The 23,368-nt window shown below is 63.7% G+C and carries 23 protein-coding genes; 12 read left to right on the forward strand and 11 right to left on the reverse strand.

Annotated elements, in window-relative coordinates; translation table 11 throughout:
• Nucleotides 1–107: 107 nt before the first annotated feature.
• The 5 genes from FFS49_RS26990 to dnaA form a co-directional block, all read right to left on the reverse strand.
• Complete coding sequence (locus FFS49_RS26990) at nt 108–1,436, reverse strand: SNF2-related protein (RefSeq protein ID WP_171026844.1); 1,329 nt, start codon at nt 1,434–1,436, stop codon at nt 108–110.
• A 594-nt stretch (nt 1,437–2,030) separates the two neighbouring features.
• Complete coding sequence (locus FFS49_RS26995; protein ID WP_105817480.1) at nt 2,031–2,339, reverse strand: cyclic-phosphate processing receiver domain-containing protein; 309 nt, start codon at nt 2,337–2,339, stop codon at nt 2,031–2,033.
• Between the two features lie 510 nt (nt 2,340–2,849).
• Nucleotides 2,850–5,324 (reverse strand): DNA topoisomerase (ATP-hydrolyzing) subunit B, encoded by a 2,475-nt coding sequence (gene gyrB / locus FFS49_RS27000; RefSeq protein WP_039364634.1) that lies wholly within the window; start codon nt 5,322–5,324, stop codon nt 2,850–2,852.
• Between the two features lie 191 nt (nt 5,325–5,515).
• The gene (dnaN, locus tag FFS49_RS27005) at nt 5,516–6,622 is read right to left on the reverse strand and encodes a DNA polymerase III subunit beta (protein ID WP_071335272.1); all 1,107 of its coding nucleotides are present in this window, start codon (nt 6,620–6,622) and stop codon (nt 5,516–5,518) included.
• 168 nt (nt 6,623–6,790) lie between these two features.
• Nucleotides 6,791–8,368 (reverse strand): chromosomal replication initiator protein DnaA, encoded by a 1,578-nt coding sequence (gene dnaA, locus FFS49_RS27010; protein ID WP_039364630.1) that lies wholly within the window; start codon nt 8,366–8,368, stop codon nt 6,791–6,793.
• A gap of 421 nt (nt 8,369–8,789) precedes the next feature.
• On the opposite strand from dnaA, the gene rpmH reads away from it, so the two are divergent.
• The 4 genes from rpmH to yidC all read left to right on the forward strand — a co-directional run bounded on the left by rpmH (nt 8,790) and on the right by yidC (nt 11,416).
• Nucleotides 8,790–8,924, forward strand: coding sequence for a 50S ribosomal protein L34 (gene rpmH / locus FFS49_RS27015; protein WP_004198824.1), 135 nt, complete (start codon nt 8,790–8,792; stop codon nt 8,922–8,924).
• A gap of 15 nt (nt 8,925–8,939) precedes the next feature.
• Nucleotides 8,940–9,401: a ribonuclease P protein component gene (rnpA, locus tag FFS49_RS27020; RefSeq protein ID WP_039364627.1), complete on the forward strand. Its 462-nt coding sequence runs from the start codon at nt 8,940–8,942 to the stop codon at nt 9,399–9,401.
• 75 nt (nt 9,402–9,476) lie between these two features.
• On the forward strand, nt 9,477–9,743 hold the full coding sequence (yidD, locus tag FFS49_RS27025) for a membrane protein insertion efficiency factor YidD (RefSeq protein WP_006750110.1): 267 nt from the start codon (nt 9,477–9,479) through the stop codon (nt 9,741–9,743).
• A gap of 8 nt (nt 9,744–9,751) precedes the next feature.
• Complete coding sequence (yidC, locus tag FFS49_RS27030; RefSeq protein ID WP_047852381.1) at nt 9,752–11,416, forward strand: membrane protein insertase YidC; 1,665 nt, start codon at nt 9,752–9,754, stop codon at nt 11,414–11,416.
• Between the two features lie 104 nt (nt 11,417–11,520).
• On the opposite strand, the gene FFS49_RS27035 is transcribed toward yidC, so the two are convergent.
• On the reverse strand, nt 11,521–11,952 hold the full coding sequence (locus FFS49_RS27035) for a transcriptional regulator (protein WP_039364623.1): 432 nt from the start codon (nt 11,950–11,952) through the stop codon (nt 11,521–11,523).
• A gap of 345 nt (nt 11,953–12,297) precedes the next feature.
• Here FFS49_RS27035 and mnmE point away from each other — a divergent pair, with 345 nt between their 5' ends.
• From mnmE to FFS49_RS27050, 3 genes are all read left to right on the forward strand, one after another.
• Nucleotides 12,298–13,692, forward strand: a complete 1,395-nt coding sequence (gene mnmE, locus FFS49_RS27040) for a tRNA uridine-5-carboxymethylaminomethyl(34) synthesis GTPase MnmE (protein ID WP_105817486.1) — start codon at nt 12,298–12,300, stop codon at nt 13,690–13,692.
• Nucleotides 13,693–13,862: 170 nt separating this feature from the next.
• Nucleotides 13,863–14,564, forward strand: coding sequence for a hypothetical protein (locus FFS49_RS27045; protein WP_105817479.1), 702 nt, complete (start codon nt 13,863–13,865; stop codon nt 14,562–14,564).
• Between the two features lie 207 nt (nt 14,565–14,771).
• Complete coding sequence (locus FFS49_RS27050) at nt 14,772–15,509, forward strand: hypothetical protein (protein WP_226285487.1); 738 nt, start codon at nt 14,772–14,774, stop codon at nt 15,507–15,509.
• Between the two features lie 122 nt (nt 15,510–15,631).
• Here FFS49_RS27050 and FFS49_RS42990 read toward each other — a convergent pair whose 3' ends face one another.
• From FFS49_RS42990 to FFS49_RS42125, 4 genes are all read right to left on the reverse strand, one after another.
• Nucleotides 15,632–15,757, reverse strand: a complete 126-nt coding sequence (locus tag FFS49_RS42990; RefSeq protein ID WP_258181730.1) for a hypothetical protein — start codon at nt 15,755–15,757, stop codon at nt 15,632–15,634.
• 147 nt (nt 15,758–15,904) lie between these two features.
• Nucleotides 15,905–17,266 (reverse strand): sensor domain-containing diguanylate cyclase, encoded by a 1,362-nt coding sequence (locus FFS49_RS27055; RefSeq protein WP_105817478.1) that lies wholly within the window; start codon nt 17,264–17,266, stop codon nt 15,905–15,907.
• A 110-nt stretch (nt 17,267–17,376) separates the two neighbouring features.
• A complete protein-coding gene (locus FFS49_RS27060) occupies nt 17,377–17,625 on the reverse strand; it encodes a DUF2795 domain-containing protein (RefSeq protein ID WP_039364619.1) in 249 nt (82 codons plus the stop codon).
• Between the two features lie 135 nt (nt 17,626–17,760).
• Nucleotides 17,761–17,931 (reverse strand): hypothetical protein, encoded by a 171-nt coding sequence (locus FFS49_RS42125; RefSeq protein WP_039364617.1) that lies wholly within the window; start codon nt 17,929–17,931, stop codon nt 17,761–17,763.
• A gap of 138 nt (nt 17,932–18,069) precedes the next feature.
• Here FFS49_RS42125 and speG point away from each other — a divergent pair, with 138 nt between their 5' ends.
• The 3 genes from speG (at nt 18,070) to FFS49_RS27075 (ending at nt 20,205) form a co-directional block, all read left to right on the forward strand.
• Complete coding sequence (gene speG / locus FFS49_RS27065; RefSeq protein ID WP_105817477.1) at nt 18,070–18,627, forward strand: spermidine N1-acetyltransferase; 558 nt, start codon at nt 18,070–18,072, stop codon at nt 18,625–18,627.
• Between the two features lie 488 nt (nt 18,628–19,115).
• The gene (locus FFS49_RS27070; RefSeq protein WP_011353606.1) at nt 19,116–19,463 is read left to right on the forward strand and encodes a surface attachment protein Sap1; all 348 of its coding nucleotides are present in this window, start codon (nt 19,116–19,118) and stop codon (nt 19,461–19,463) included.
• Between the two features lie 187 nt (nt 19,464–19,650).
• Nucleotides 19,651–20,205 (forward strand): YaeQ family protein, encoded by a 555-nt coding sequence (locus tag FFS49_RS27075; RefSeq protein ID WP_039364653.1) that lies wholly within the window; start codon nt 19,651–19,653, stop codon nt 20,203–20,205.
• A 21-nt stretch (nt 20,206–20,226) separates the two neighbouring features.
• Here the strand turns inward: FFS49_RS27075 and FFS49_RS27080 are convergent, their stop codons facing one another.
• Complete coding sequence (locus tag FFS49_RS27080) at nt 20,227–20,640, reverse strand: VOC family protein (protein WP_039364615.1); 414 nt, start codon at nt 20,638–20,640, stop codon at nt 20,227–20,229.
• A gap of 444 nt (nt 20,641–21,084) precedes the next feature.
• Here FFS49_RS27080 and ada point away from each other — a divergent pair, with 444 nt between their 5' ends.
• The gene (gene ada / locus FFS49_RS27090) at nt 21,085–22,176 is read left to right on the forward strand and encodes a bifunctional DNA-binding transcriptional regulator/O6-methylguanine-DNA methyltransferase Ada (protein ID WP_105817476.1); all 1,092 of its coding nucleotides are present in this window, start codon (nt 21,085–21,087) and stop codon (nt 22,174–22,176) included.
• Nucleotides 22,173–23,132, forward strand: a complete 960-nt coding sequence (locus FFS49_RS27095; RefSeq protein WP_039364611.1) for an AlkA N-terminal domain-containing protein — start codon at nt 22,173–22,175, stop codon at nt 23,130–23,132. The genes ada and FFS49_RS27095 overlap by 4 nt, the downstream gene beginning before the upstream one ends.
• Nucleotides 23,133–23,368 lie beyond the last annotated feature (236 nt).

Here is a 23,368-nt window from a genome sequence, read left to right on the forward strand (position 1 = left end):
CAAAACCAGCGGGTAACGAAGAGTTATCCACACCGGAATAGATGTACTACGCTGTCTCGGGGTGGGTCAGATTTAGATGAAATCGGTGGGTTAAGACTCGGTGGAAATCAACACCAGGAGGCGACTTCAGCCTCAACCCGAACGTGAGAAAACGAGGGCTCCCCTTGGTCTGTTGGCCCTCGTGAGCTGAACTCCCAGCCTTGCGCGTCGGCACGACGTGACCGGATCAATCGCTGGTGGATCCGGTAACTATCGGCGATGTGGCTTCTAAGAGCGGCGCACAGCGCTGGCAACTCGTGCAAGGCGTCGCGTGTTGCCTGGACCAAGCGGGGTGCGAGTTCCTTGATCGTTTGGTCGTCGGGAAACAGTCGCTCCATCTCGGCTCCCCGCTGCCTGAGAACGAGTTTCGGTGCCGCAGGATCCAGCGCAAGGAGCAGTCGCCCGATATCACGCCGTCGTTCAAGTTTGAGCCGAAAGCTCGGGATGTCGTCGAGCGGATGAGATGTTGGGTCGAGCAGATTCAGTAGCGCGAGGAACCGTGCTTCGTCACCCAGTGCAGGGGTCGCCGACAGCAGTAGTACAACAGGCGTTTCACTTGCCATGGCGCGAAGCTTTACGGCGGCGGGGGCGAGGGGGCCGGAGTCGACCCCTACTAAATGATGGGCTTCGTCGACAACAAGAATTGCGGGAGCAACTTCTATGTTCGCTAGGTCGGCATGAGGCACGATCTGAATAGTGCCAAACTGATCGAGCCGAAGTTTGGCCCCAAGCTCTTCGCGCCACTGCGCGCACAAGTGAGTTGGTACTGCTATGAGGACACTGGTCTCGGAATTGTCGATCAGGTGTTGTCGAACAATCAGGCCGGCCTCGATCGTCTTTCCAAGGCCGACCTCGTCCGCGAGAAGGTAGCGTTGTACTGGATCGGAGAGAACTCGACGCACGGCAGCTACTTGGTGGGGAGCCAACTCGATACCGGCGGATACAAGCGCCGTCATGCCTTGTGCAGCGCTACGAAGTTTCAGGAGCGGCAGTAATGCCGCTTGGCGACGATCATGAAGATACTGGCTCTCCGCACCGCCACTGGCCAGGATCTCGGCGGGATCGTCTGGCGCGCTCCAAGGGCGTATATATAGACAAAGTTCGCTGAAATCTGCACGCTCGCCGTTTGGAAACCTCACCTCGTAGTCGACGAGTCCCCTCTCGTCAATGAGGAAATCGGCGATCCGACCAACTCGAAATCGCCCCTCATGACGAATGTAGACGCGGGTTTGCGGGCTCAAATAGGCTCGCGAAACTTTCGCCACCGGCATTTGAATAACGTCTGATCGAATGATCGATCGAAAGATAGAAACTGAGCACGTTTCCCCGCTGATCCCCTCTAGCTTTCCTACGCCTTTGTCGTCGGGCAAAGACACCAACATGCCGTCGATTAGCACACACATCCCCTAAGCATGTATCTCATCTGTCCTGTTGCTCGTCGGGCCGATAGACCGAAACAAAATCCCGTCATAGGCTCTAAATCTGAAATGACGCCCTCCGGCCAGCCGCAGCAACTTTGTTCACATGCCGTATTTGTGTGGCGCCAGTAGCTACTCTGGCGCCCTACGTCATCGCACCACACGGAACGCGACACTTCTCATCGCGTTTTTTCATCGATTGTGGCCGCAATTTTCTCAAATTGCGGCACATCTTTCAATTAATGTGATATCCGACACGCACCCCCGACGTCGCCGGCGACATCGGTTGCGGCGCGGCGAGATCGACACCGGGTTGGCGTCGACATCATGCAGGTAGCTCATCAAGGTGCTGAAATCGGCCTTGAAGGTCGGAATAGCTTCAGCTTCCGCAGACATGGCGCAACCTCAATGCGACATAAATACGAGATCATGGTAGCGCAAAAGGTGCGTCTTATCATGACGCTAGGCTGGACATGTTTCGACAGCATGCCGCTAATAGGTGTGAGCGGCACTCGGCTGTGGGCAAAAAAATATATGCCGCACGCGCAAAATGGCGGACAGGTCCTTATCCGGTTACCTATCCGACCGCTGCTCGAGATAACCGCCCAGCAGGCCGGTGATGTTTTCCCGGCCGACCGGATTGGCGCTGTGCACCTGGAATCGGAATTTCGGTGGAATGAACTGACCGCCTTGGTCAAGATTCCGCTCGATCAGCCACCTCACCATGACCATCGCGGTGTCATCGCCGCCTAGATCGTGCCCAAAACTGACAAGTTTTGGGCAGCCGTGGGTTTGTAGCAAATCAATGGCTTCGGCCGAACTCCGCACGACCGTCCACCCGGGGCCCGGCGCGGCCCGTAGATCGTCCAGGAATAGCTTCAATTCGCCTCCGTCGATGCGTTACTTGGTAGCGGACATGATTGCAACTGCTTCGGCCTTGGCAGCACGAGCCACGCCGGAAGCCTGCACTGCAGCGAACGCATATTTAGTCGTCGGCTTTATTGAGCGGGCTTCGGCTGCAGGTCTCGAACGCTGCACCAGATGATCATAGATCATCGCCGTCACTGTCCGACACTTTTCGGTGAACAGTTTGCGGCTCAGCCCTCCTGACGAGGAATTCCGGGTCCTGAAACAACAAAAGCCGACTCGCGGTCGGCTCTTGTTGTTGAAGCACATCAGGAAATCTGTTGGCGGAGCGTGGGAGGATTGAACTGCCGACCTTTGCTCCACCACTCCAATGTAATGGCTGTGCTCGTACTCTAAAAAGCTCCCGTCCAGAAAGAGGCGTGATGCGCGCCAATTAACCTCCGAGAATTTTCACTAAATGCGGCTTCGATTGTCACTATTCGTGGGGCATTTTTCACTAATAGTGACTTTCGACAACGGCATGAGTTAAACGTCAATATTCCCCGCCCGCAACGCATTGCTCTCGATAAACGCCCGCCGCGGCTCGACATCATCCCCCATGAGGGTAGTAAAGATCCCATCCGCCGCAATCGCGTCTTCGATCTGCACACGCAGCAGACGCCGCACGGCCGGATCCATCGTCGTTTCCCACAGCTGCTCGGGGTTCATCTCGCCGAGCCCCTTATAGCGTTGCTTGGAGACGTTGCGTTCGGCATCCGCCAGCAGCCACTTCATCGCGCTCTTGAAGTCCGCCACGGCCATGCTGCGCTCACCGCGCTTGATGACCGCACCTTCGCCGATGAGCCCTTTGAACGTATTCGCGGTGGTCACGAGCTGCTGATAATCCGCCGTGTGCTGGAATTCCTGGTCGATGACCGAAACGCGCACGTTGCCGTGATGCGTCCGCTCGACATGCAGTGCGCGCTGTTCCCGAACCGGATCATACGAAGGCACAACCCGCACTTCGTTCTTCAGCGCTTCATCATGCAACGCAGCGTGCAGCGCCTTAGCCGAAGCCTCGGTCGACTCTTCGTTGGAAAGATCGATCACCACACCGTCCATGACCGCTTCCAGCGCGGCCGGGTCATACAACCGGCTCAACCGCTCGATCACGCTCTGCGACAGCAGATACGACCGCGCCAGTTCCCCAAGCGCATCGCCGGAAATCGCCGCCGCGTTCTCACCCGGCACCAGCTCCGACCCTTGCAGCGCCAACCGCAGCATATGCGCGTTCAGCTCCACATCATCCTTCAGATACCGCTCGTCCTTGCCCGCCTTGATCTTGTAAAGCGGCGGCTGCGCGATATACACGTATCCGCGCTCGATCATGTCCGGCATCTGGCGATAGAGGAACGTGAGCAGCAGCGTCCGAATGTGCGCGCCGTCGACGTCCGCGTCGGTCATGATGATGATGCGGTGATAGCGCAGCTTGTCGAGGTTGTAATCCTCTTTGCCGATGCCGCAGCCAAGCGCAGTCACGAGCGTGACGATCTGTTCCGACGACAGCAGCTTGTCGTAGCGGGCCTTCTCGACGTTCAGCACCTTGCCGCGCAGCGGCAGGATGGCCTGGAACTTCCGGTCACGCCCTTGCTTCGCCGAACCACCTGCCGAGTCACCCTCGACGATGTAGATTTCGCACTTCGCCGGGTCTTTCTCCTGGCAGTCCGCGAGCTTGCCGGGCAGGCCGACGCCGTCGAGCACGCCCTTGCGGCGCGTCATTTCACGCGCCTTCCGAGCCGCATCACGCGCACGAGCCGCTTCGACGATCTTCCCGCAAATGATCTTCGCGTCGATCGGCGTTTCCAAAAGGAATTCTTCCAGCGCCTTCGCCACAACTTCTTCAACCGGCGCACGAACCTCGGACGAAACCAGCTTGTCCTTCGTCTGCGAGCTGAACTTCGGCTCCGGCACCTTCACGGAGAGCACGCACGAAAGCCCTTCGCGCATGTCGTCGCCGGTCGTCTCGACCTTCGCCTTCTTCGCGATTTCGTTGTCGGTGATGTACTTGTTGATGACGCGCGTCATCGCGGCCCGCAGGCCGGTCAGGTGCGTGCCGCCGTCGCGCTGCGGAATGTTGTTCGTGAAGCACAGCACGTTTTCGTTGTAGCTGTCGTTCCACTGCATTGCGACTTCGACGCCCACGCCATCCTTCTCGCCGTTGGCGAAGAAAACGGTCGGGTGCAGGTTGGTCTTCGTCTTGTTGATGTACTCGACGAAGCCCTTTACACCGCCGGCGAACGCGAAATCGTCTTCCTTGCCCGAACGCAGATCGGTGAGGCGAATCCGCACACCGTTGTTCAGGAACGAAAGCTCGCGCATCCGCTTCGCGAGGATGTCGTAGTGATACTCGACCGTGCCGAAAATCGTCGGATCGGCCATGAAATGCACTTCGGTGCCGCGGTTCTCGGTGTCACCGGTCACCAGCATCGGCGACACTTCCACGCCGTCCACCACCTCGAGCACGCGATCCTGCGCAACACCGCGGTGGAACTCCATGAACCGCTTCTTGCCGTCACGGCGCACCGTGAGGCGCAGCCAGCTCGACAGTGCGTTCACGCACGACACACCCACGCCGTGCAGGCCACCGGACACCTTGTAGCTGTTCTGGTCGAACTTGCCGCCGGCATGCAGCTCGGTCATCACGATTTCCGCCGCGCTGCGCTTCGGCTCGTGCTTGTCGTTCATCTTCACGTCGGTCGGAATCCCGCGGCCGTTGTCGGTCACGGAAATCGAGTTGTCGGCGTGAATCGTCACGTGGATGTCGTTGCAGTACCCGGCCAGCGCTTCGTCGATCGAGTTGTCGAGCACCTCGAACACGAGGTGGTGCAGACCGGTGCCGTCCGACGTGTCGCCGATGTACATCCCGGGGCGCTTGCGCACCGCTTCCAGACCTTCGAGGATCTGGATCGACGAGGCGCCGTAGCTGCTGTTATCGGGTTGCGAATTGTGCTGTTCACTCATGGATATCTTCCGGTTCTGCGGGGCCACTCTCGTGGCGGCGCGGTGCGTTTCAGCGAGAAATCGCCGGGCCGCTCCAGTTTCCTGGCCCGCCCCAAGTGCCGAAAAGGCACTAAAAGGGCGGGTTGTCGGTTCGCCATAAAAACGCCAAAGGGGCTTGCCGCCCCCTGGTGTGTGTCGCGATGTCGAGCGCGTCAGATGCGCATCGGCATCACGACATACTTGAACTCGTCGTTCTCGGGCACGGTGATCAGCGCGCTCGAGCTGGCGTCGCCGAGGCTCACCTGCACGGTGTCGACCTTCAGGTTCGCGAGCACGTCGAGCAGATACGTGACGTTGAAGCCGATGTCGACGGTATCGCCCTGGTAGGCGATTTCGAGTTCTTCCTGCGCCTCTTCCTGATCGGCGTTGGTCGACATGATCTTCAGCTGGCCCGGCGCGATGATGCAGCGCACGCCCTTGAACTTGTCCGAGGTCAGGATGGCCGCGCGCTGCAGCGAGCGCTGCAGCTCTTCACGGCCGATCTCGAACGTGTTCTTGTGCGCTTTCGGGATCACGCGCTGGAAGTCGGGGAACTTGCCCTCGACGAGTTTCGACACGAGCTCGACCTGGCCGAACGTGAACTTGGCCTGGGTTTGCGCGATGTCGATGGTGACGGTGTCGTCGATGTCTTCGAGCAGGCGTTGCAGCTCGAGAATCGTCTTGCGCGGCACGATGACTTCCTGGCGGCCGAACGTGCCGCCTTCGATCTTCATCGACGAGAACGCGAGGCGGTGGCCGTCGGTGGCCACGGCCATCAGCTGGTCGCCGTCGACGACGAGCAGCATGCCGTTCAGGTAGTAGCGGATGTCCTGCTGCGCCATCGCGAAGTGCACCATGCCGAGCAGCTGGCGGAACGACTTCTGCGGGACGGTGAGCGTGGCGCCGAAATCCTTCGCCTGCGCGACGGTCGGGAACTCGTCGGCCGCCAGCGTCTGGAGTGCGAAACGGCTCTTGCCGGATTGAACGGTGAGGCGCTTGTCGGCGAGCGACAGCGTGACCTGGCCGTCAGGCATCGCGCGCAGGATGTCGAGCAGCTTGCGCGCCGCGACGGTGGTCGCGACCTGGTCGCCGCCGACGCCGAAATCGGCGCGCGTGGTGATCTGCAGCTCCAGGTCGGTCGACAGGAACGAAACGTCCGAGCCGTTCTTGGTGATCAGCAGGTTGGCGAGGATCGGCAACGTATGGCGGCGTTCGACGATGCCGCTGACCGTTTGCAGCGGCCTGAGGAGGGTGTCTCGTTCGGTCTTGACCAGTTGCATAGAGTTCCTTCGTTGAGTAACGGCCTGCAGCGCAGCAGCCTCGCAGCGCCCCGCCGGCCGGGCTCTTGGCCCGCCACCACCGGGGCGGTCAAACCAGTATTGTGCCTCAAAACCGAACCGCCCCCCTTAAATTGGGGCGGAGGCCGAATTATCAAGCGCGCCGCGCGCTCAGCCCTTCAGCGTCTGTTCCAGCACGTGCAGCTCGTGGTTGAGCTGCGCGTCCTTGCTGCGTTCGTCGGCGATCTTGCGCACCGCGTGCAGCACGGTGGTGTGGTCGCGCCCGCCGAACAGCTCGCCGATTTCCGGCAGGCTCTTCTGCGTGAGTTCCTTCGCGAGATACATCGCAATCTGCCGCGGCCGCGCGATGTTCGCGGGGCGCTTCTTCGAATACATATCGGCGACCTTGATGTTGTAGAAGTCGGCGACGGTCTTCTGGATGTTCTCGACCGAAATCTGCCGGTTCTGCACGGTCAGCAGATCCTTCAGCGCTTCCTTGGTCAGCTCGATCGAAATCTCGCGGCCGTGGAACTTCGAATACGCGAGGATCTTGCGCAGCGCACCTTCGAGCTCGCGCACGTTCGAGCGCAGGTGCTTCGCGACGAAGAACGCGACGTCTTCCGACAGGTTCACGCCTTCCGACTGCGCCTTGCGCATCAGGATCGCGACGCGCATTTCCAGCTCGGGCGGCTCGATCGCGACGGTGAGGCCCGAGTCGAAGCGCGAGATCAGGCGATCGTCGATGCCCGAGATTTCCTTCGGATACGTGTCGCTGGTGATGATCACCTGCGCCTTGTTCGCGACCAGCGCCTCGAACGCGTAGAAGAATTCCTCTTGCGTGCGCGACTTGCCGGAGAAGAACTGAATATCGTCGATCAGCAACAGGTCGAGCGAGTGGTAGTAGCGCTTGAAGTCGTCGAACGCCTTGCGCTGGTACGCCTTCACCACGTCCGACACGTATTGCTCGGCGTGGATGTAGCGGATCCGCGCGCCGGCTTTGTCGAGCAGCAGCTGGTTGCCGATCGCATGGATCAGGTGGGTCTTGCCGAGACCGACGCCGCCGTACAGGAACAGCGGGTTGTACGAGATGCCTGGGTTGTCCGCGACCTGGATCGCGGCGGCGCGTGCGAGCTGGTTCGCCTTGCCGGTCACGAAGTTGTCGAACGTGAGCACGGGGTTCAGCTTCGAGCGTTCGTACATCGAATCGGCTTCGCCGCCGTTCGCGGGGGCGGCACCGGGGCCCGGGCGCCACGTGCGACGGCCGGCGGCCGCTTCGTGCGCGGGCAGGCTCGGCAGGTCGATATCGGCGTCATCGGCGTTCAGGTGATGCGCGGCGGCTGCCGACGGCGTCATCGGCACGTCGGCCGGCGCGGCGGGTGCAGCCGAAGCATTCGCGGTCAGGTTGGCGGCGATCGCGGCGACCGTCGCGGCGGGGCCGGTCGGGGCCAGCGGCGCACGCGGCGTGGCCTGCGCTGCACCGGCGGGGGCGCTGCGCATGCCTGCCTTCGGATCGAGGACGAACTGGACTTCGATCGGCGTGTTCCAGAATTCCCGGGCCAGATCGCTGATCCGTCCCGAAAACTGGCTCTTGACCCAGTCCAGCTTGAAGCGGTTCGGCGCGGCGATGGACAGCGTGTTCGCCGACGCATCGAAGGCCACCGGGGCCAAGGGTTTGATCCACGTCACGTACTGCTGGGGCGTCAGCTCGCGCTCCAGCAGTGCGGAACAGTGTTGCCAGAAATCGTTCATCAAGTAACTGTCGTTTTTTGCGTGCACAGCGCGGCTCGCCGGCGCCCTTGTCGCGATGGTGCAACAAGGCCCGAAGCGGTCGTGCGAGCGTGCCTCGGACGCCTGCATCACAGTGTTGGAGGGGCAGGCGCGAGCCGAGGCGGCGTGCGGGATTCTTGGAGATAAGGCGAGATTCTACCGCCAAACGCGGCCACAGAGCGAGTTATCCACAGGCCGGTTGTGTGGGGCGCGGGGCCGGATCGCTCGGGGCGGGCACAGGCGATCGACTCCTAAAGTATTGACCGTCAACGGAAAAACGGTTTAAATAGCGGGTTCCGCGAAAACCAATCCTGTATTCCCGGCGATTGCGTTCGCCCGAATGCCTCCGGTTAAGGGCACGCGGTCCCCTGAATTTCGACATTCTCGAACAAGTGAGAACATCATGAAACGTACTTACCAACCGTCCGTGACGCGCCGCAAGCGCACCCATGGCTTCCGTGTCCGCATGAAGACGGCAGGTGGCCGCAAGGTCATCAACGCTCGCCGCGCGAAGGGCCGCAAGCGCCTCGCCATCTAAGGCAGGTTGCGCGCTGTGTCCGCCGTCCGCAGTCCTGCGGAAGGTGCCGTCGAGCCGGGTGCGAATCCGTCGCAGACGAAAGCCGCCTTCCCGAAAGCTGCGCGACTTCTGAAAACGGATGAATTTTCATCCGTTTTTCGTTTGCGCCCCTGGCGGCGCTCCGCGCACTTCGTGATTTACGGCAAGCCGACCGGTCAGCCCGCGCGTCTGGGGCTCGTCGTCGGCAAGAAGTATGCGCCGCGTGCGGTGACCCGTAACCTCGTGAAGCGGCTGGCGCGCGATCAGTTTCGCCTGCGCCGCGCCGAATTCGCCGGTTACGACCTGCTGCTGCGGCAGCACACGCGCTTCGACAAGAAAGCGCTGCCGAGCGCGGCTTCCGCCCCGCTCGCGGCGATGTGTGCGGCCGAGATCCGCGAACTGCTCGACAGGGCAGTCCGGGAAATTGCCCGCCGTGCGTCGAAGCCCGCGTCCGAGTGACGCATCCGTCCGCGGTGCGGCGTTCGCGCCTGCCCGGCCGGTTTTGACGCGGCGCCGAACGGCGTCGCCCAAGGTATGGAAACGGTATTGATCGCCTTGCTGCGCTTCTACAAGGTTGCCGTGAGCCCGATGCTCGGCAACCGTTGCCGTTTTTATCCTTCCTGTTCGGATTACGCGCGCGAGGCAATCCAGTATCATGGCGCCGCGCGCGGCACGTATCTCGCCGTCAGGCGCGTGTGCCGATGCCATCCGTTTTCCGCGGGCGGCATCGACCTCGTCCCGCCGCCCAACTCCGACACTCGCGCTCGCGGCGAAGCCGACGCGCGGTCCCATCGACTCTGAGACAACGCATGGATATCAAACGCACCGTCCTATGGGTGATCTTCTTCATGTCAGCTGTCATGCTGTACGACAACTGGCAGCGGGACCATGGACGCCCGTCGATGTTCTTCCCGAGTGCCACGCAGACGGCCCCCGCGGCCGCTGCCGGCGGTGCATCGGGCACGGGCGCGACGACGACCGCAGGTGAAGTGCCTGCCGCCGCAGCCGGCGCCGCACCGTCGACGACGGCACCGGCCGCCCAGGCGCAGCTCGTGAAGTTCTCGACCGACGTGTACGACGGCGAAATCGACACGCGCGGCGGCACGCTCGCGAAGCTGACGCTGAAGAAGCAGGGCGACGGCAAGCAGCCCGACCTGTACATCACGCTGTTCGACCACACGGCCGGCCACACGTATCTCGCACGCTCGGGCCTGCTCGGCGGTGATTTCCCGAACCACAACGACGTCTACACGCAGCTGAACCCCGGCTCGACGTCGCTGACGGGTGACCAGAACGCGCTGAAGCTGTCGTTCGAATCGCCGGTGAAGGGCGGCGTGAAGGTCGTGAAGACCTACACGTTCACGCGCGGCAGCTACGTGATCGGCGTCGACACCAAGATCGACAACGTCGGCACGGCGCCTGTCACGCCGACGGTCTACATGGAACTGGTGCGCGACAACACGGCCGTCGAAACGCCGATGTTCTCGCACACGTTCCTCGGGCCGGCGGTCTACACGGACGCGAAGCATTTCCAGAAGATCAACTTCAGCGACCTCGACAAGAACAAGGCCGACTACGTGACCTCCGCCGACAACGGCTGGGTCGCGATGGTGCAGCACTACTTCGCGTCGGCCTGGATTCCGCAGCAGGGCGTGAAGCGCGACATCTACGCTGAAAAGATCGATCCGACGCTGTACCGCGTCGGCGTGAAGCAGCCGGTCGCCGCGATTGCGCCGGGCCAGTCGGCCGACGTGCAGGCTCGCCTGTTCGCCGGTCCGGAAGAAGAGCGCATGCTCGAAGGCATCGCGCCGGGCCTGGAACTCGTGAAGGACTACGGCTGGGTGACGATCATCGCGAAGCCGCTGTTCTGGCTGCTCGAGAAGATCCACAGCTACGTCGGCAACTGGGGCTGGTCGATCGTGCTGCTGACGATCCTGATCAAGGCCGTGTTCTTCCCGCTGTCGGCTGCGAGCTACAAGTCGATGGCGCGCATGAAGGAAATCACGCCGCGCATGCAGGCGCTGCGCGAACGCTTCAAGAGCGATCCGCAGAAGATGAACGCCGCGCTGATGGAGCTGTACAAGACCGAGAAGGTCAATCCGTTCGGCGGCTGCCTGCCGGTCGTGATCCAGATCCCGGTGTTCATCTCGCTGTACTGGGTGCTGCTCGCATCGGTCGAAATGCGCGGCGCGCCGTGGGTCCTGTGGATTCACGACCTGTCGCAGCGCGATCCGTTCTTCATCCTGCCGGTGCTGATGGCCGTGTCGATGTACGTGCAGACGAGCCTGAACCCGACGCCGCCGGACCCGGTCCAGGCGAAGATGATGAAGTTCATGCCGATCGCGTTCTCGGTGATGTTCTTCTTCTTCCCGGCCGGCCTCGTGCTGTACTACGTCGTGAACAACGTGCTGTCGATCGCGCAGCAGTACTACATCACGCGCAAGCTCGGCGGGGCCAAGAAGAAACCGGCCTGACGCCTGTTGCATACGCGGGGCGGCGCGTTCGCCCCGCGATGCACGAAAAAAGCCGCATGGTTCGCCCATGCGGCTTTTTTGCTTGTTGCGGATCCGGTGTGGGCTCAGCCCTTCTTCGCTTCGCTCGCGTCGCCGTAGAACTGCTCGACCAGTTCCTGCACGAGATAGCGATGATGCGGCGACAACGCTTCGATCTTCGACGCGAGTTCGATCGTCTCGGGTGTCGGCGGATAGCGTTCGTCGCGCGGCAGCGGCTGCGGTGTCGGGTGTTCGATCACGCTCGGCGACGGGCCATAATGCAGCCAGTGAACTTCGACGCGCAGCCATTCGGCGAGCGTGGCAAGTTTGTCCGACGTCGGAATCGTGCGGCCCGTCAGCCATTTGTGCGCGGTTTGCGGCGAAACGGGCTGCGCTCCGCGGTGGCGCAGATTGAATCGGTTCGCCAGCTCCGTCGCGCCGGTGACCTTCTCCGGGCTGCGCCGCAGGGCGAATTTCAGGCGTTCCGAGAACGCGGCTTTTTCTTCGGATGTCGGCATGGGAGAGATTGTGCAATTCCACCACCGCGTCTCAGACAACCATTCAGGCTAAACATATCTTGTTTAGACGAATCCCGGTCTTGATCGGGGTGGGTGGTGAAATTAAGGGCCGCAGCGTTGCGCCGCTCCAGCAGGCATACTCGTCCGAAACGGCGGCGGCGACATCGCGCCAGGATGATACTTGGCTTATCCCCGGCGGGATAAATTCGGGCACGTCCGAAGCTTGCGCGGCGGCCGGTGACGCGTGTGCCGGCAGGCTACAATGCCGGCGTTCCGATGCCCGAAGTGTTGCGCGGGCGCACCATATTCACCGATTGCCTGATTCATCCAATTCATCCGATTCCCATGCTCGCTACCGATTCCGATCCGATCGTCGCCATTGCCACTGCTGCCGGCCGGGGGGGCATCGGGGTCGTCCGCGTGTCGTTCGGGCGCGGGGGCGAGGCGGCCGCGTTGCCGCTGATCGACGCGTTGTGCGGGCAGAAGCTCGCACCGCGCCATGCGAGCTATGTGCCGTTCCTCGACGAGCATGGCGCGCCGCTCGACCGCGGGATCGCGCTGTACTTCCCGGCGCCGCATTCGTACACGGGCGAGCACGTGCTCGAGCTGCAGGGGCACGGCGGGCCGATCGTGATGCAACTGCTGTTGCAGCGTTGCCTCGATGCGGGGCGCGGTTTCGGGCTGCGGCTTGCGGAGCCCGGCGAATTTACGCGACGCGCGTTCCTGAACGACAAGCTCGATCTCGCGCAGGCCGAGGCCGTTGCCGACCTGATCGAGGCGAGCACCGAAGCCGCCGCGCGTTCGGCCGGGCGCTCGCTCGACGGCGCGTTCTCGCGGCAGATCCATGCGCTCGTCGACGACGTGATCACGCTGCGGATGCTGGTCGAGGCGACGCTCGATTTTCCGGAAGAAGAGATCGATTTCCTGGAAGCGGCCGACGCGCGCGGCAAGCTCGCGAAGATCCGCGCGCAGCTCGCGCACGTGCTCGGCGACGCGCGGCAGGGGGCGTTGTTGCGCGAAGGGCTGTCGGTGGTGCTCGCGGGGCAGCCGAACGTCGGCAAGTCGTCGTTGCTGAATGCGCTGGCCGGCGCGGAGCTGGCGATCGTCACGCCGATCGCGGGCACGACGCGCGACAAGGTTGCGCAGACGATCCAGGTCGAAGGGATTCCGCTGCATATCATCGATACGGCCGGGCTGCGCGAGACGGAGGACGAGGTCGAGCGGATCGGTATCGCGCGCACGTGGAGCGAGATCGAGCGCGCGGATGTCGTGCTGCATCTGCTGGATTCGCGCAGCGGGATGACGGCGGATGACGAGACGATCGCGGCGCGGTTCCCGGGCGGCGTGCCGGTGGTGCGCGTGCTGAACAAGACGGATCTGACCGGTGTGGCGGCGTGTGTCGAGCATCCGGCTGCGGAAGGCGATCTGACCGAGGTGCATCTGTCGGCGAAGCGCGGCGACGGGATCGACATGCTGCGTGCGGAGCTGCTGCGGATTGCCGGGTGGCAGGCGGGGGCGGAAGGGGTGTATCTGGCGCGCGAGCGCCATCTGATTGCGCTGCGGGCCGCGCAGGAGCATCTCGCGCAGGCGGCGGATCATGCGGAGCAGAGGGCGCAGTCGCTCGATCTGTTTGCCGAGGAACTGAGGCTCGCGCAGGAGCAGCTCAATGCGATTACCGGGGAGTTCACTTCGGATGACCTGCTGGGGGTGATTTTCAGCAGGTTTTGTATCGGGAAGTGATGCCCGCGCATTTGACGCTCGACGATCTTTTGTACCTCTTCATTCGCTTTTGAGCGCAGCCCCCGATCACGAACGCTTTCCCTTTCGCATTGCCCGGCCTGCCGTAAAATCGGCGGGCCGGGCAATCTCGATATAACGAATCCCGGCGTCAAAACAATGAGAGGGCATGTATGGGATTCGGATTCGGAAAGCGCCGCGAGTCATCCGGCAACTCGACCGTCGACCTGACGAAAAACCAGCACTCGCGAGCGAATGACCGCGTCGCCCTGGATGTTGCGTTACGCCGGGCGTTGGCGGTGCTCGAATGTTGCGCATCGCACGGCGCTTATATTGAGCTCAACGATGTCAAAGTCGGGTGGGACTATCTCAAGGAACAAGGCCTGATTTCGAGCGATCTTGATGCCGAGTGGAACGAATCGGAACGCATCCTGCTGACCTATTACAACGCAGGCATTCTCACCTCATCGGATACAGAGCGTGTCCGGCATCTGGTGGACGCGATCGACGAACAACTCCGGGCCGCACGTGGCGAGGTAGTGGGCATCGTGGATGCCGTTTCCGCACTCAATCTCGCGCGGCTCAAATATCCATCGAAGAGCTGGATCGGCGACGGCATATTCGGTGCCGTGTTTGGCGCGATGGGCGGCGCGATCATCGGTACCGTGGCCGGCAAGTTCGCGGACGATACGACGGCCGTGAGCAACGTCGTCTTCGTTCTCGTGATACTCGGTTCGATCCTCTTCGCCCGCTACCGTCACCAAAAGAGCATCGTCGCGGCCGATGCGAGAATTGCAGCGGCACAAGCCGAGGTCGATCGCCTCGTCGTCCGGAATCTGTCTCCTTCGGCGGAAGTCTCGTCCGTCACCGCCTGACAGTGTTGCCAGATGGCTCGTCGTCGCACCGGATGCTACATTGGCGTCGGGCAGAACGAGCCGCCACCGGACGAGCGCAACTGCGCCGCCTGATCGCCATCGGGCAACGTGCGACGCCGAGCGTCGTCGCGAGCCGGCCGATCGCGCCTTTTCGCACGACCGCCAACCATGACCCTGTCCCGCCGCCATTTCCTTGCGACCTTGCCCGTGCTCCCGGCGCTGGCTGCCCGCGCGGCATCGGGTGCGCCAACCTTGCCGCGATCGATCGACCGCAACGCGATCATCCGCGCCGTCTTCGCCGACGGGGCTGCAGACCCCACTCTGACCGCGCGCCACGTCGCGCTGATCAACCGGCTTCGCGTGATGTGGGTGCCCGTCGAATCCGGTGCGCCCGGTATCGATCCGTCGCAGCCGCTGATTGGCGAAGGGCCACCGATCGCACTGGCCAAGGCGGCACTCAAAACCGACGACGATGCGCTCGCCATTCGCACGCTGGCCGAACTCGGCCGGCTCGTGCCGCAGTTCGTGGCAGGGGCTGGCACGCTTGCGCCGGGGCAATACACGATCCCGCCGGCGCTGCGCAAACTGTTCGCGTTCAAGGAAAGCGGTGTCGATGCGTCAGGCCGTTTCCAGCTTCGTGCCGCGCATCTCACCGTGCTGAGGGGCGCCAACTGGAGGACGGTCGATTCGGACGCAATCGAGGACGTGCTGGGCGAAGGGGACTTCTGGCCGATGCCGTACATCGACGGCAAGCGGCCGTATGGCGACCGTACCTACTATCAGTTCGACATGGCCGAACTGTTGGGCGAGCCGTACAAGCGGGATGGGCGAGGCAATCTGGTCGCGGAAGCGAAAAAGGATGCGCGGCTCGAACGCCTTCACTATGAAACGCTCGCTGCGCTGCAGGTATTTCTGATGCATGCCGGACTGACCCGCCCGGCCTGATTGCGTTGCGGTGCGGATCGTCGATCCTGCATCGGATGCTACGGCCGTCGATGCAGGCGAGTCGCCCGCTCGCGGCGACGCTTCAGCCATTCGTCTGCCAAAGCGTCCCGCGCTTCACGACATCAATCCCAATCCCGATGATGATGGTGGTAGTAGCCACCACCGTAATACCCGCCACCGTCAGGCACCACGATACAGCCGCTCAACAGCACGGCGACGCCGGCAATCAGCAAAAGGACCTTCTTCATCGCGTTCACCTGCTCGGGTTCAATATGAAACCCAGCATAGCGAGCGGCCCCGGCCCAGGCTGTAAGCGATCGTTTCCCCGCGCTGCAATCCGTAACGGCGGATTATTCCGGTCACAATGACCGTAACAAATAGCCAAACAGCAGACGTTATGAGGCGGCGACGACCCTGTTGCGCCCCATATCCTTCGCACGATACAGCGCGGCGTCGGCGGCTTCGATCAGCGCATCGGGTGTCGACAGATCGTCGGCCGACACGGTCGCGCAGCCGACGCTCACGCTCACGCGCCCGGCAGGTGACGTCGGCATCGCGAGATCGAGCCGCAGCACCGCTTCGCGCGCCTCCTCGGCCACCACCCGCGCGCCGCGCGCCCCCGTGTTCGGCAGCACGATCGCGAACTCCTCGCCGCCGTAACGCGCGACGATGTCCGCCGGCCGCCGCACCGCACCGGCCAGCGCGTTCGCGACCGCGATCAGGCATGCGTCGCCCTTCACGTGACCGAACGCGTCGTTGTACGCCTTGAAGCGGTCGACGTCGACCATCAGCAGCGACAGCGGTTCGCCTTGCCGCCGCGCCTGCAGGAACAGCGTGTGGAAATGATCGTTGAAGTGGCTGCGGTTGAACGCGCCCGTCAGGCCGTCGCGTGCGGACGAACGGATCAGGGTCGCGTGCGCCTCGAACAGCCGCTGGTACAACATCGTCACTTCCCACGCGAGCACGCACACGAGCACGCCCGGCGTGAACATGCTGAACACGCGCGCGAGATACCAACCGACCGTGAAGCGATTGGTGCTCATCAGGTTCAGCGTCGTGTCGGTGAGGCACGCGAGCACCGCGATCGCGAGCCACAGGTCGAGCGTCGTGCGCAGCCGGCCGGTGGCCAGCACGGCCACGAGCGCCAGCGCATTGAGCAGCCACACGATCAGCGCGACGGCGTTGACAGGCAGCACGGCCGCGTCGCCCGGCGGATGAAACGCGGGTGGCAGCGACACGTTAAGCGCGAATAGGCAAAGTAACCCGGCGACGACAGCGGGCCCGCCGATCAGCGCGGCCGTCCACCAGCGTGTCTGCTGCGCGCCGATCGGTGCGCGCGCCAGCCGCTCGCGCGCGAGCAGCGCGACCATCACGAAACCCGGGAAGCCCGCATGCCAGAAGATCCACATCCACGCGGCGCTCTGCGGTTGCGCGCCGAACAGCCCGTGCGGCGCGAACACGCCGGGAAAGGTGAGCAGCTGCAAGGCGACGGCGAGCGCGGTGAACGCGTAGGCGCCGCCGAGCGCGCCGAGCACCGGCTGGCGCGTCACGGTGAACTGCGCGCCGAGAAAGAATGCCGCGATGCTCGCGGTGGTGAACACGGTGAGCGCGCACATCGGCATGAACGGCTCGATGGCCGGCAGCGGGACGTTCGCCTGCGGCGCGGCGATCCCGAGCGCGAGCACGATGACGAGCGCCGTCAGTGCGCCGAACCAGAGCTGACGGCGTGTCGTGTGCTGGATCAGGATGCCTTCCATGGAGTTCCCCAGGCGCGTAGGCGGAAACGCCCGGTCTTGCGCCGGGCGACACGCAGCCGGTCGCTGCGCGACCGGTTGCGGCCCGATCCTATCGCGTTATGGGGGCGCGCTCAAACCCCGAGGCCGGGACCGAAGTTGCCGGCAACCCATTGCGTGACGGCGTTCACGTCCGCATAGTCCTGTTCGGGCAGGCCGTCGAGCATCGACAGCACTTCGTTGCTGGCGCCGGCGTCGCGCGCGGCATCGACGATCGCATCCTTGTTGGCCGGGTAGCGGACGGTCGCCAGCACGTCGGCAATCTGCAGGTCGATCGTTTCGCGGGGAATGTCGTGCGGAGGCTGGGCGGGCTGGTCGTTCACGGCGGCGTCTCGCGGAGTGAGCGGATCAAGTGGGAATCGGATCGAGGCGAAATTCGGGTGCTGAACAGGGTGCGTCACGCGTTCGCGTTCCGAGGCGGCCGGGCCGGCGCGCCCCGCGGATGAACGGCAATCGACTCAATGCCCGCGTCGCACGCGGCGCCACGGATGCTTCCAGTCGATGTGCGGTGCGTTTTCGTCGCGCGGATGCTGGCGCCGATGTTCCTGCCAAAGTTCGTCGGAGAACAGCGCCGCGACGATCACGAGCGGCAGCACGAGGAATATTCCGAGTATGACTTGCTCGAACACGATAGCCTCCTTGCGGTGGCAGGAACCCTTGCTCCCATTCTAGGCTCTGAACTTCGCCCGCGTTCAACTTCTTACAGTGCGAAACAGGCCCGGATGCGGCCTTGTCGCACCTGCGCCGGCATCAAAAAGGACAGGAACATGCAACTCCAGAACGATACCAACACGCTCGCGCTGCGGCCGCTTGAGCGCCAGGACCTGCGCTTCGTCCACGAACTGAACAACGACGCCAAGATCATGCGCTACTGGTTCGAGGAGCCGTACGAAACCTTCTCGGAACTGTCACAACTGTACGACCGCCACGTGCACGACCAGCGCGAGCGCCGTTTCGTCGCGGTTGACGCGCAAGGCGAACTGGTCGGCCTCGTCGAGCTGATCGAGCTCGACTACATTCATCGCCGCGGCGAGTTCCAGATCATCATCGCGCCGCAACGCCAGGGGCGCGGCTATGCGGGCCAGGCGACGCGTCTCGCGATCGAGTACGCGTTCAAGGTGCTGAACATGCGCAAGCTGTACCTGATCGTCGACACGTCCAATGCGGCGGCGATTCACGTGTACGAAAAATGCGGATTCCAGCACGAGGCCGAATTGAAGGAAGAATTTTTCGGAAACGGCGCGTATCACAACGCTTATCGCATGTGCATTTTTCAGCGCGATTATTTCGAGCGCCAGCAAGCCACCCTGAATAAAGCAGGGTAAACACGCTGGAGAAAGGCGCTTGCGGCGGGGCTTTCGCCGGCGCTGAAACCATGCGGCGAAGTACGGATAAATACGGATGCGCTTATACCTGGCATTTTTCTTGTATCAGGTAAATGCGATTCCGCGTTGCGGCAAAGTCGAATCGTTTCGGATGACTTTATGTGCGGCGCATCAAAATGATCCGGATAGCGAAATGGATTATCCAAACCGTTCAATCGCCGCGTTGTAACTTTGATGAAAGTGTTGCTGAGTAACGCTTTCCGCCCGGCGGCGCGCGCCTGTTCGTCGGACGGAGCGCGTCGTCGTGCCAGTGCGGGGTGTGAAAAACGGTCTGCGCACGGGGTGCGACAATCCGCCGCTATTGCGGTCGCACAACAAATGTGCTTGCTATCGCTTGCCGGTCTTCTAAAGTGAAAAACGCGGGTTCACGATCACCTTTAAACACATAGCTAACCCAAGCCTGGTGCCCGCAAGCCTGGAGACAGAACATGATGAAACGTACCGGTATCCTTTTTGCCCTCGTCGGCGCATTTTGCGCGGTGTCGATTGCCCAAGCCGGCGGCGATTCGGCCGTCAAGCCGAAGCAGGAAATCCAGTTGACGAAGAACGCATGGGGCTGCCTGTCGAAAGACAATCTGGACTCCGTACTGAGTCATGAGCGTGACGGCAAGTCGCAGGCGAAGCAGCAATACTTCGATGACTACCGATGCCTGTCGGTGCCGGAAGGCCAGCGCTTCCGCGTGGTGTCGGTCGACCAGGGCGACGTGCAGTTCGTCAGCGCCGACAACAGCGATCAGCAGGGTCTCTGGACCGATTCGCGCTTCGTCAAGCAGTAACCGTCCATTCACCGCGCCGTCACACGACGCGCGAGCGCGCCGGCCCGATGAGCCGGCGGCGCGAACCGAACACGGCCCGGCACATGCCGGGCCGTTGCGCTGTGGGTGGCATGACACGCGCCGGATGGCGCGCATTCGGTATCATCACGGCCCGACCGAACCGAATGCCCGCCCGGGCCGCATCCGCATGGCGCTGAAATCCACGATCTACAAAGCAGAACTTCAAATCGCCGACATGGATCGGCATTACTACGCCGATCACGCGTTGACGGTGGCGCGCCATCCGTCGGAAACCGACGACCGGATGATGGTGCGCATCGTCGCGTTCGCGCTGTTCGCGCACGAGCGGCTCGAATTCTGCAAGGGGCTGTCGGACGTCGACGAGCCCGACCTGTGGCAGAAGGACCTGACGGGCGCGATCGACGTCTGGATCGAAGCCGGCCAGCCCGACGAGCGGCGCATCTCGAAGGCGGCCGGCCGCGCCGGGCAGGTCACGGTGATCGCATACGGCGGCAAGACGTCGGATATCTGGTGGCAGGGCGTGCGCAGCAAGGTCGAGCGGCTGCGCAACGTGCAGGTGCTGTCGTTGAACGACGGTGTCGCGGCCGCGCTCGGGAAACTCGCGGAGCGCACGATGCGCCTGCAATGCACGGTGCAGGACGGCGCCGCGTGGATCTCGAGCGCCGACCACGATCCGGTGGCGGTCGAGTGGACGGTGCTGAAGGCGCGCGCGGACGCGTGACGGCTCGCACGCCGGCCGCGTTCAGCCGATCGAGGCCGGCGGCCCCTTGAATTCGAGCATGTTGCCTTCCGGGTCGAACAGGTAGATAGACGGCCCGTAGCCGCCGGCGCCGTAGCGCTCCGCGGGCGCGCCCGGCTGTGCGCCATGCGCGGCGAAATGGGCGGTCAGGGCGTCGGGATCGAATGGTTCGACGCGCAGGCACAGGTGATCGAGATTGCGTCCGGTGCCGGGTGGGCCGCTGTCGGGGCGGTCGATCGGGCTGCCGACCGACAGCAGGTCGATCAGCGCGTCGCCGGCGCGCAGCTGTACAAGGCCCAGATCGGGCTGCTCCTTCTCCACATGGCAGCCGACGGCGTCGCAGTAAAAGCGCGTCATCGCAGCCATGTCGGTCACGCGCAGCACGATGTGATCGATCGCGCGGATGGTCGGTTTCATGGGCAGGCACTCCTTCGCAGCGCACGAGCATCGAGTGTAGACGCATCGCGCCTGCGCCGCCGGCCGGAACGCGGCACAATCGACGGACGAAAAAAAGCCCGTTCACGCAGAGCGGAACGGGCTTAATCCATATCAGGAGGAGACATGGAGGAGACAGTTCCAACTATACACACGGCGATGGTGCGACGCAATATTCCGAATGCAAAAAAACGTCAGGACGGCGATTTGTCGCATCCGCACTGCAGCAAAACGGTGACAGTACGATGACGAAATCCGCGCTCGAGCAGCCGGCGCGCGCGTTTTGCCGGATTTATTCCTGATCGATGCGCCCCCGATTATTCGGGGCGAGTCAGAGCAAGAATCACAGAGCAAGATTCAGGGCGCGACGGCACGTGCCGATGTCTAAAGTGGGCACCATCTACACTAGATGAGTGCGAGGTTCAGATGAAAACCGCCTATCCGACCGATGATGCCCGCTGGGGCGCCGTCACCGAGCGCGATCCGCATGCGGACGGCGCGTTCTTCTATGCCGTGAGCACGACCGGCGTGTTCTGCCGCCCGACCTGCGCGTCGCGGCTGCCGCGTCGCGAAAATGTGTCCTTCTTCGCCGATACGGCCGCCGCGCGTGCGGCCGGCTTCCGGCCCTGCAAGCGCTGCCAGCCGGAAGGGCTGCCCCGCGAGCTCGAGATCGTCAACCGCGCGTGCGCGGTGCTCGACGCACATGCCGAACGGCTCACGCTGCAGCAACTGAGCGATGCCGTGCACGTGAGCCCGTTTCACCTTCAGCGGCTCTTCAAGCGCGTGGTCGGCGTGTCGCCGCGGCAGTACCAGGCGGCGCAACGCGGCGCCGCGTTGCGGCAGGCGCTGCAAAGCGGGCAGCCGGTCACGCAGGCGGCCGTCGACGCGGGCTTCAACTCGCCGTCGCGGCTCTATGCATCGGTGCCGCGCGAGCTCGGGATGGCGCCGTCGGCGTTCCGCCGGCAGGGCGCGGGTCTGCGGATCGACTATGCGACCGCATCGACGTCGCTCGGCACCGTGCTCGTCGCCGCAACCGGACAAGGCATCTGCCGGATCGCGTTCGGTGACGAACCGGCCGCGCTCGTCAGCGAGCTGAAGGATGCGTTCGCACGTGCCGAGCTGGTCGAGGCATCGGCACGACTCGCGCCGTTCGTTACGCAGATCCGCGCGTACCTGGACGGCACACGGCACGCGTTCGACCTGCCGCTCGACATCGCGCCGACCGCGTTCCAGCAGCGCGTGTGGGAGGCGCTGACGCATATTCCGTACGGCGAAACGCGCAGCTACTCGGAGATCGCCGAGGCGCTCGGTGCACCGCGCGCGGTGCGCGCCGTTGCGTCCGCGTGTGCGTCGAATCCGGTCGCGCTCGCGATCCCGTGCCATCGCGTCGTACAGAAGGGCGGCGCGCTTTCCGGGTATCGTTGGGGCGTGCGCCGCAAGGCGACGCTGCTCGCGTCCGAGGCGCGTCATGCGCACGACGATCAAACCGAATCCGTTGCGGAGGGCAGTGCAGTTTGAGCATCGCAAAAACAACCATCACCTCCATCGTGAACGGCGGCCATGTGCCGCCGTCCGCGCAAATGGAACTGCGCTTCAATGCGCCTTACGACTGGGCGCGCGTGCTGCGCTTCTTCAGCGGGCGCGCAATTCCGGGTGTCGAGCAGGTGGCGGACGGCGTGTATCGCCGCATCGTCGACCTGCACGGCGATGCCGGCCGGCTCACGGTCGCGAAGCATCCGCGCAAGCACTGCCTGGTCGCGACGGTCGAAGGCGCGGTCGCGCGTCACGTCGACGATGCGTTCGCGATGCGCGTCGCGACGATGTTCGACCTCGGCGCCGATCCGGCCGCCATCGGCGACGGGCTCGCGCGCGATCCGTGGTTCGCGCCGCTCGTCGAGGCCGCGCCGGGGCTGCGTGTGCCGGGCGCATGGTCGGGGTTCGAGCTGGCCGTGCGCGCGATCGTCGGTCAGCAGGTGAGCGTGAAGGCCGCGACGACGATCGTCGGCCGGCTCGTCGAGCGGGCCGGAGAGCGTGTGGTTCATGAGGACGACGGCGCGCCCGCATGGCGCTTCCCGACGCCCGACGCGCTGGCCGCCTGCGATCTCGACAAGATCGGGATGCCCGGCAAGCGGGTGGCGGCACTGACGGGCGTGGCGCGCGCGGTGGCGGCCGGCGACGTTCCGGTCGATCGCGAGCACGCCGATCTCGCGACGCTGCGCAGCGCGTGGCTCGACCTGCCCGGCATCGGCCCGTGGACCGTCGAATACATCGCGATGCGCGCATGGCGCGATCCGGACGCATGGCCGGCCTCCGATCTCGTGCTGATGCAGTCGATCGCCGCGCGCGATCCGGCGCTCGACCGGCTCGCGACCCAGAAGCACCGTACCGAAGGCTGGCGGCCGTGGCGCGCCTATGCGGCGCTGCATTTGTGGAACGAAGTGGCCGACCGGGCGGGCGGCGCGCGCGGCGGGTGAGAGCGGCGGGGATCGCCGAGGCTCGCGGCCGGGTGTGACCTGGCGAGGCTGCGAGGCAACCCGTTGCGCGGGTTGTGCCGACATGCGTAGGCTAACCACCGAACGCCGGCCGTCACGGCGATTCCGCGCATCCGTCGTCGGCCGGATGCCGTGCGCGCGATGTCCCCATACCCCGCTTTCAGCGATCAGTCCGGCGGCAGGGTTGCACCTGCCGCCACCCGGTCGCGCATCACGTT

The sequence above is a fragment of the Burkholderia sp. 4NA327C6 genome (assembly GCF_005502655.1).
Lineage (GTDB): Bacteria > Pseudomonadota > Gammaproteobacteria > Burkholderiales > Burkholderiaceae > Burkholderia > Burkholderia contaminans.

Coding starts and splice junctions, on each gene's coding strand:
- gyrB (WP_039364634.1), bottom strand. CDS start 5,324: ATGAGTGAACAGCACAATTCGCAACCCGATAACAGCAGCTACGGCGCC.
- dnaN (WP_071335272.1), bottom strand. CDS start 6,622: ATGCAACTGGTCAAGACCGAACGAGACACCCTCCTCAGGCCGCTGCAA.
- dnaA (WP_039364630.1), bottom strand. CDS start 8,368: ATGAACGATTTCTGGCAACACTGTTCCGCACTGCTGGAGCGCGAGCTG.
- rpmH (WP_004198824.1), top strand. CDS start 8,790: ATGAAACGTACTTACCAACCGTCCGTGACGCGCCGCAAGCGCACCCAT.
- yidD (WP_006750110.1), top strand. CDS start 9,477: ATGGAAACGGTATTGATCGCCTTGCTGCGCTTCTACAAGGTTGCCGTG.
- yidC (WP_047852381.1), top strand. CDS start 9,752: ATGGATATCAAACGCACCGTCCTATGGGTGATCTTCTTCATGTCAGCT.
- FFS49_RS27035 (WP_039364623.1), bottom strand. CDS start 11,952: ATGCCGACATCCGAAGAAAAAGCCGCGTTCTCGGAACGCCTGAAATTC.
- mnmE (WP_105817486.1), top strand. CDS start 12,298: ATGCTCGCTACCGATTCCGATCCGATCGTCGCCATTGCCACTGCTGCC.
- FFS49_RS27045 (WP_105817479.1), top strand. CDS start 13,863: ATGGGATTCGGATTCGGAAAGCGCCGCGAGTCATCCGGCAACTCGACC.
- FFS49_RS42990 (WP_258181730.1), bottom strand. CDS start 15,757: ATGAAGAAGGTCCTTTTGCTGATTGCCGGCGTCGCCGTGCTGTTGAGC.
- FFS49_RS27055 (WP_105817478.1), bottom strand. CDS start 17,266: ATGGAAGGCATCCTGATCCAGCACACGACACGCCGTCAGCTCTGGTTC.
- speG (WP_105817477.1), top strand. CDS start 18,070: ATGCAACTCCAGAACGATACCAACACGCTCGCGCTGCGGCCGCTTGAG.
- FFS49_RS27070 (WP_011353606.1), top strand. CDS start 19,116: ATGATGAAACGTACCGGTATCCTTTTTGCCCTCGTCGGCGCATTTTGC.
- FFS49_RS27075 (WP_039364653.1), top strand. CDS start 19,651: ATGGCGCTGAAATCCACGATCTACAAAGCAGAACTTCAAATCGCCGAC.
- FFS49_RS27080 (WP_039364615.1), bottom strand. CDS start 20,640: ATGAAACCGACCATCCGCGCGATCGATCACATCGTGCTGCGCGTGACC.
- ada (WP_105817476.1), top strand. CDS start 21,085: ATGAAAACCGCCTATCCGACCGATGATGCCCGCTGGGGCGCCGTCACC.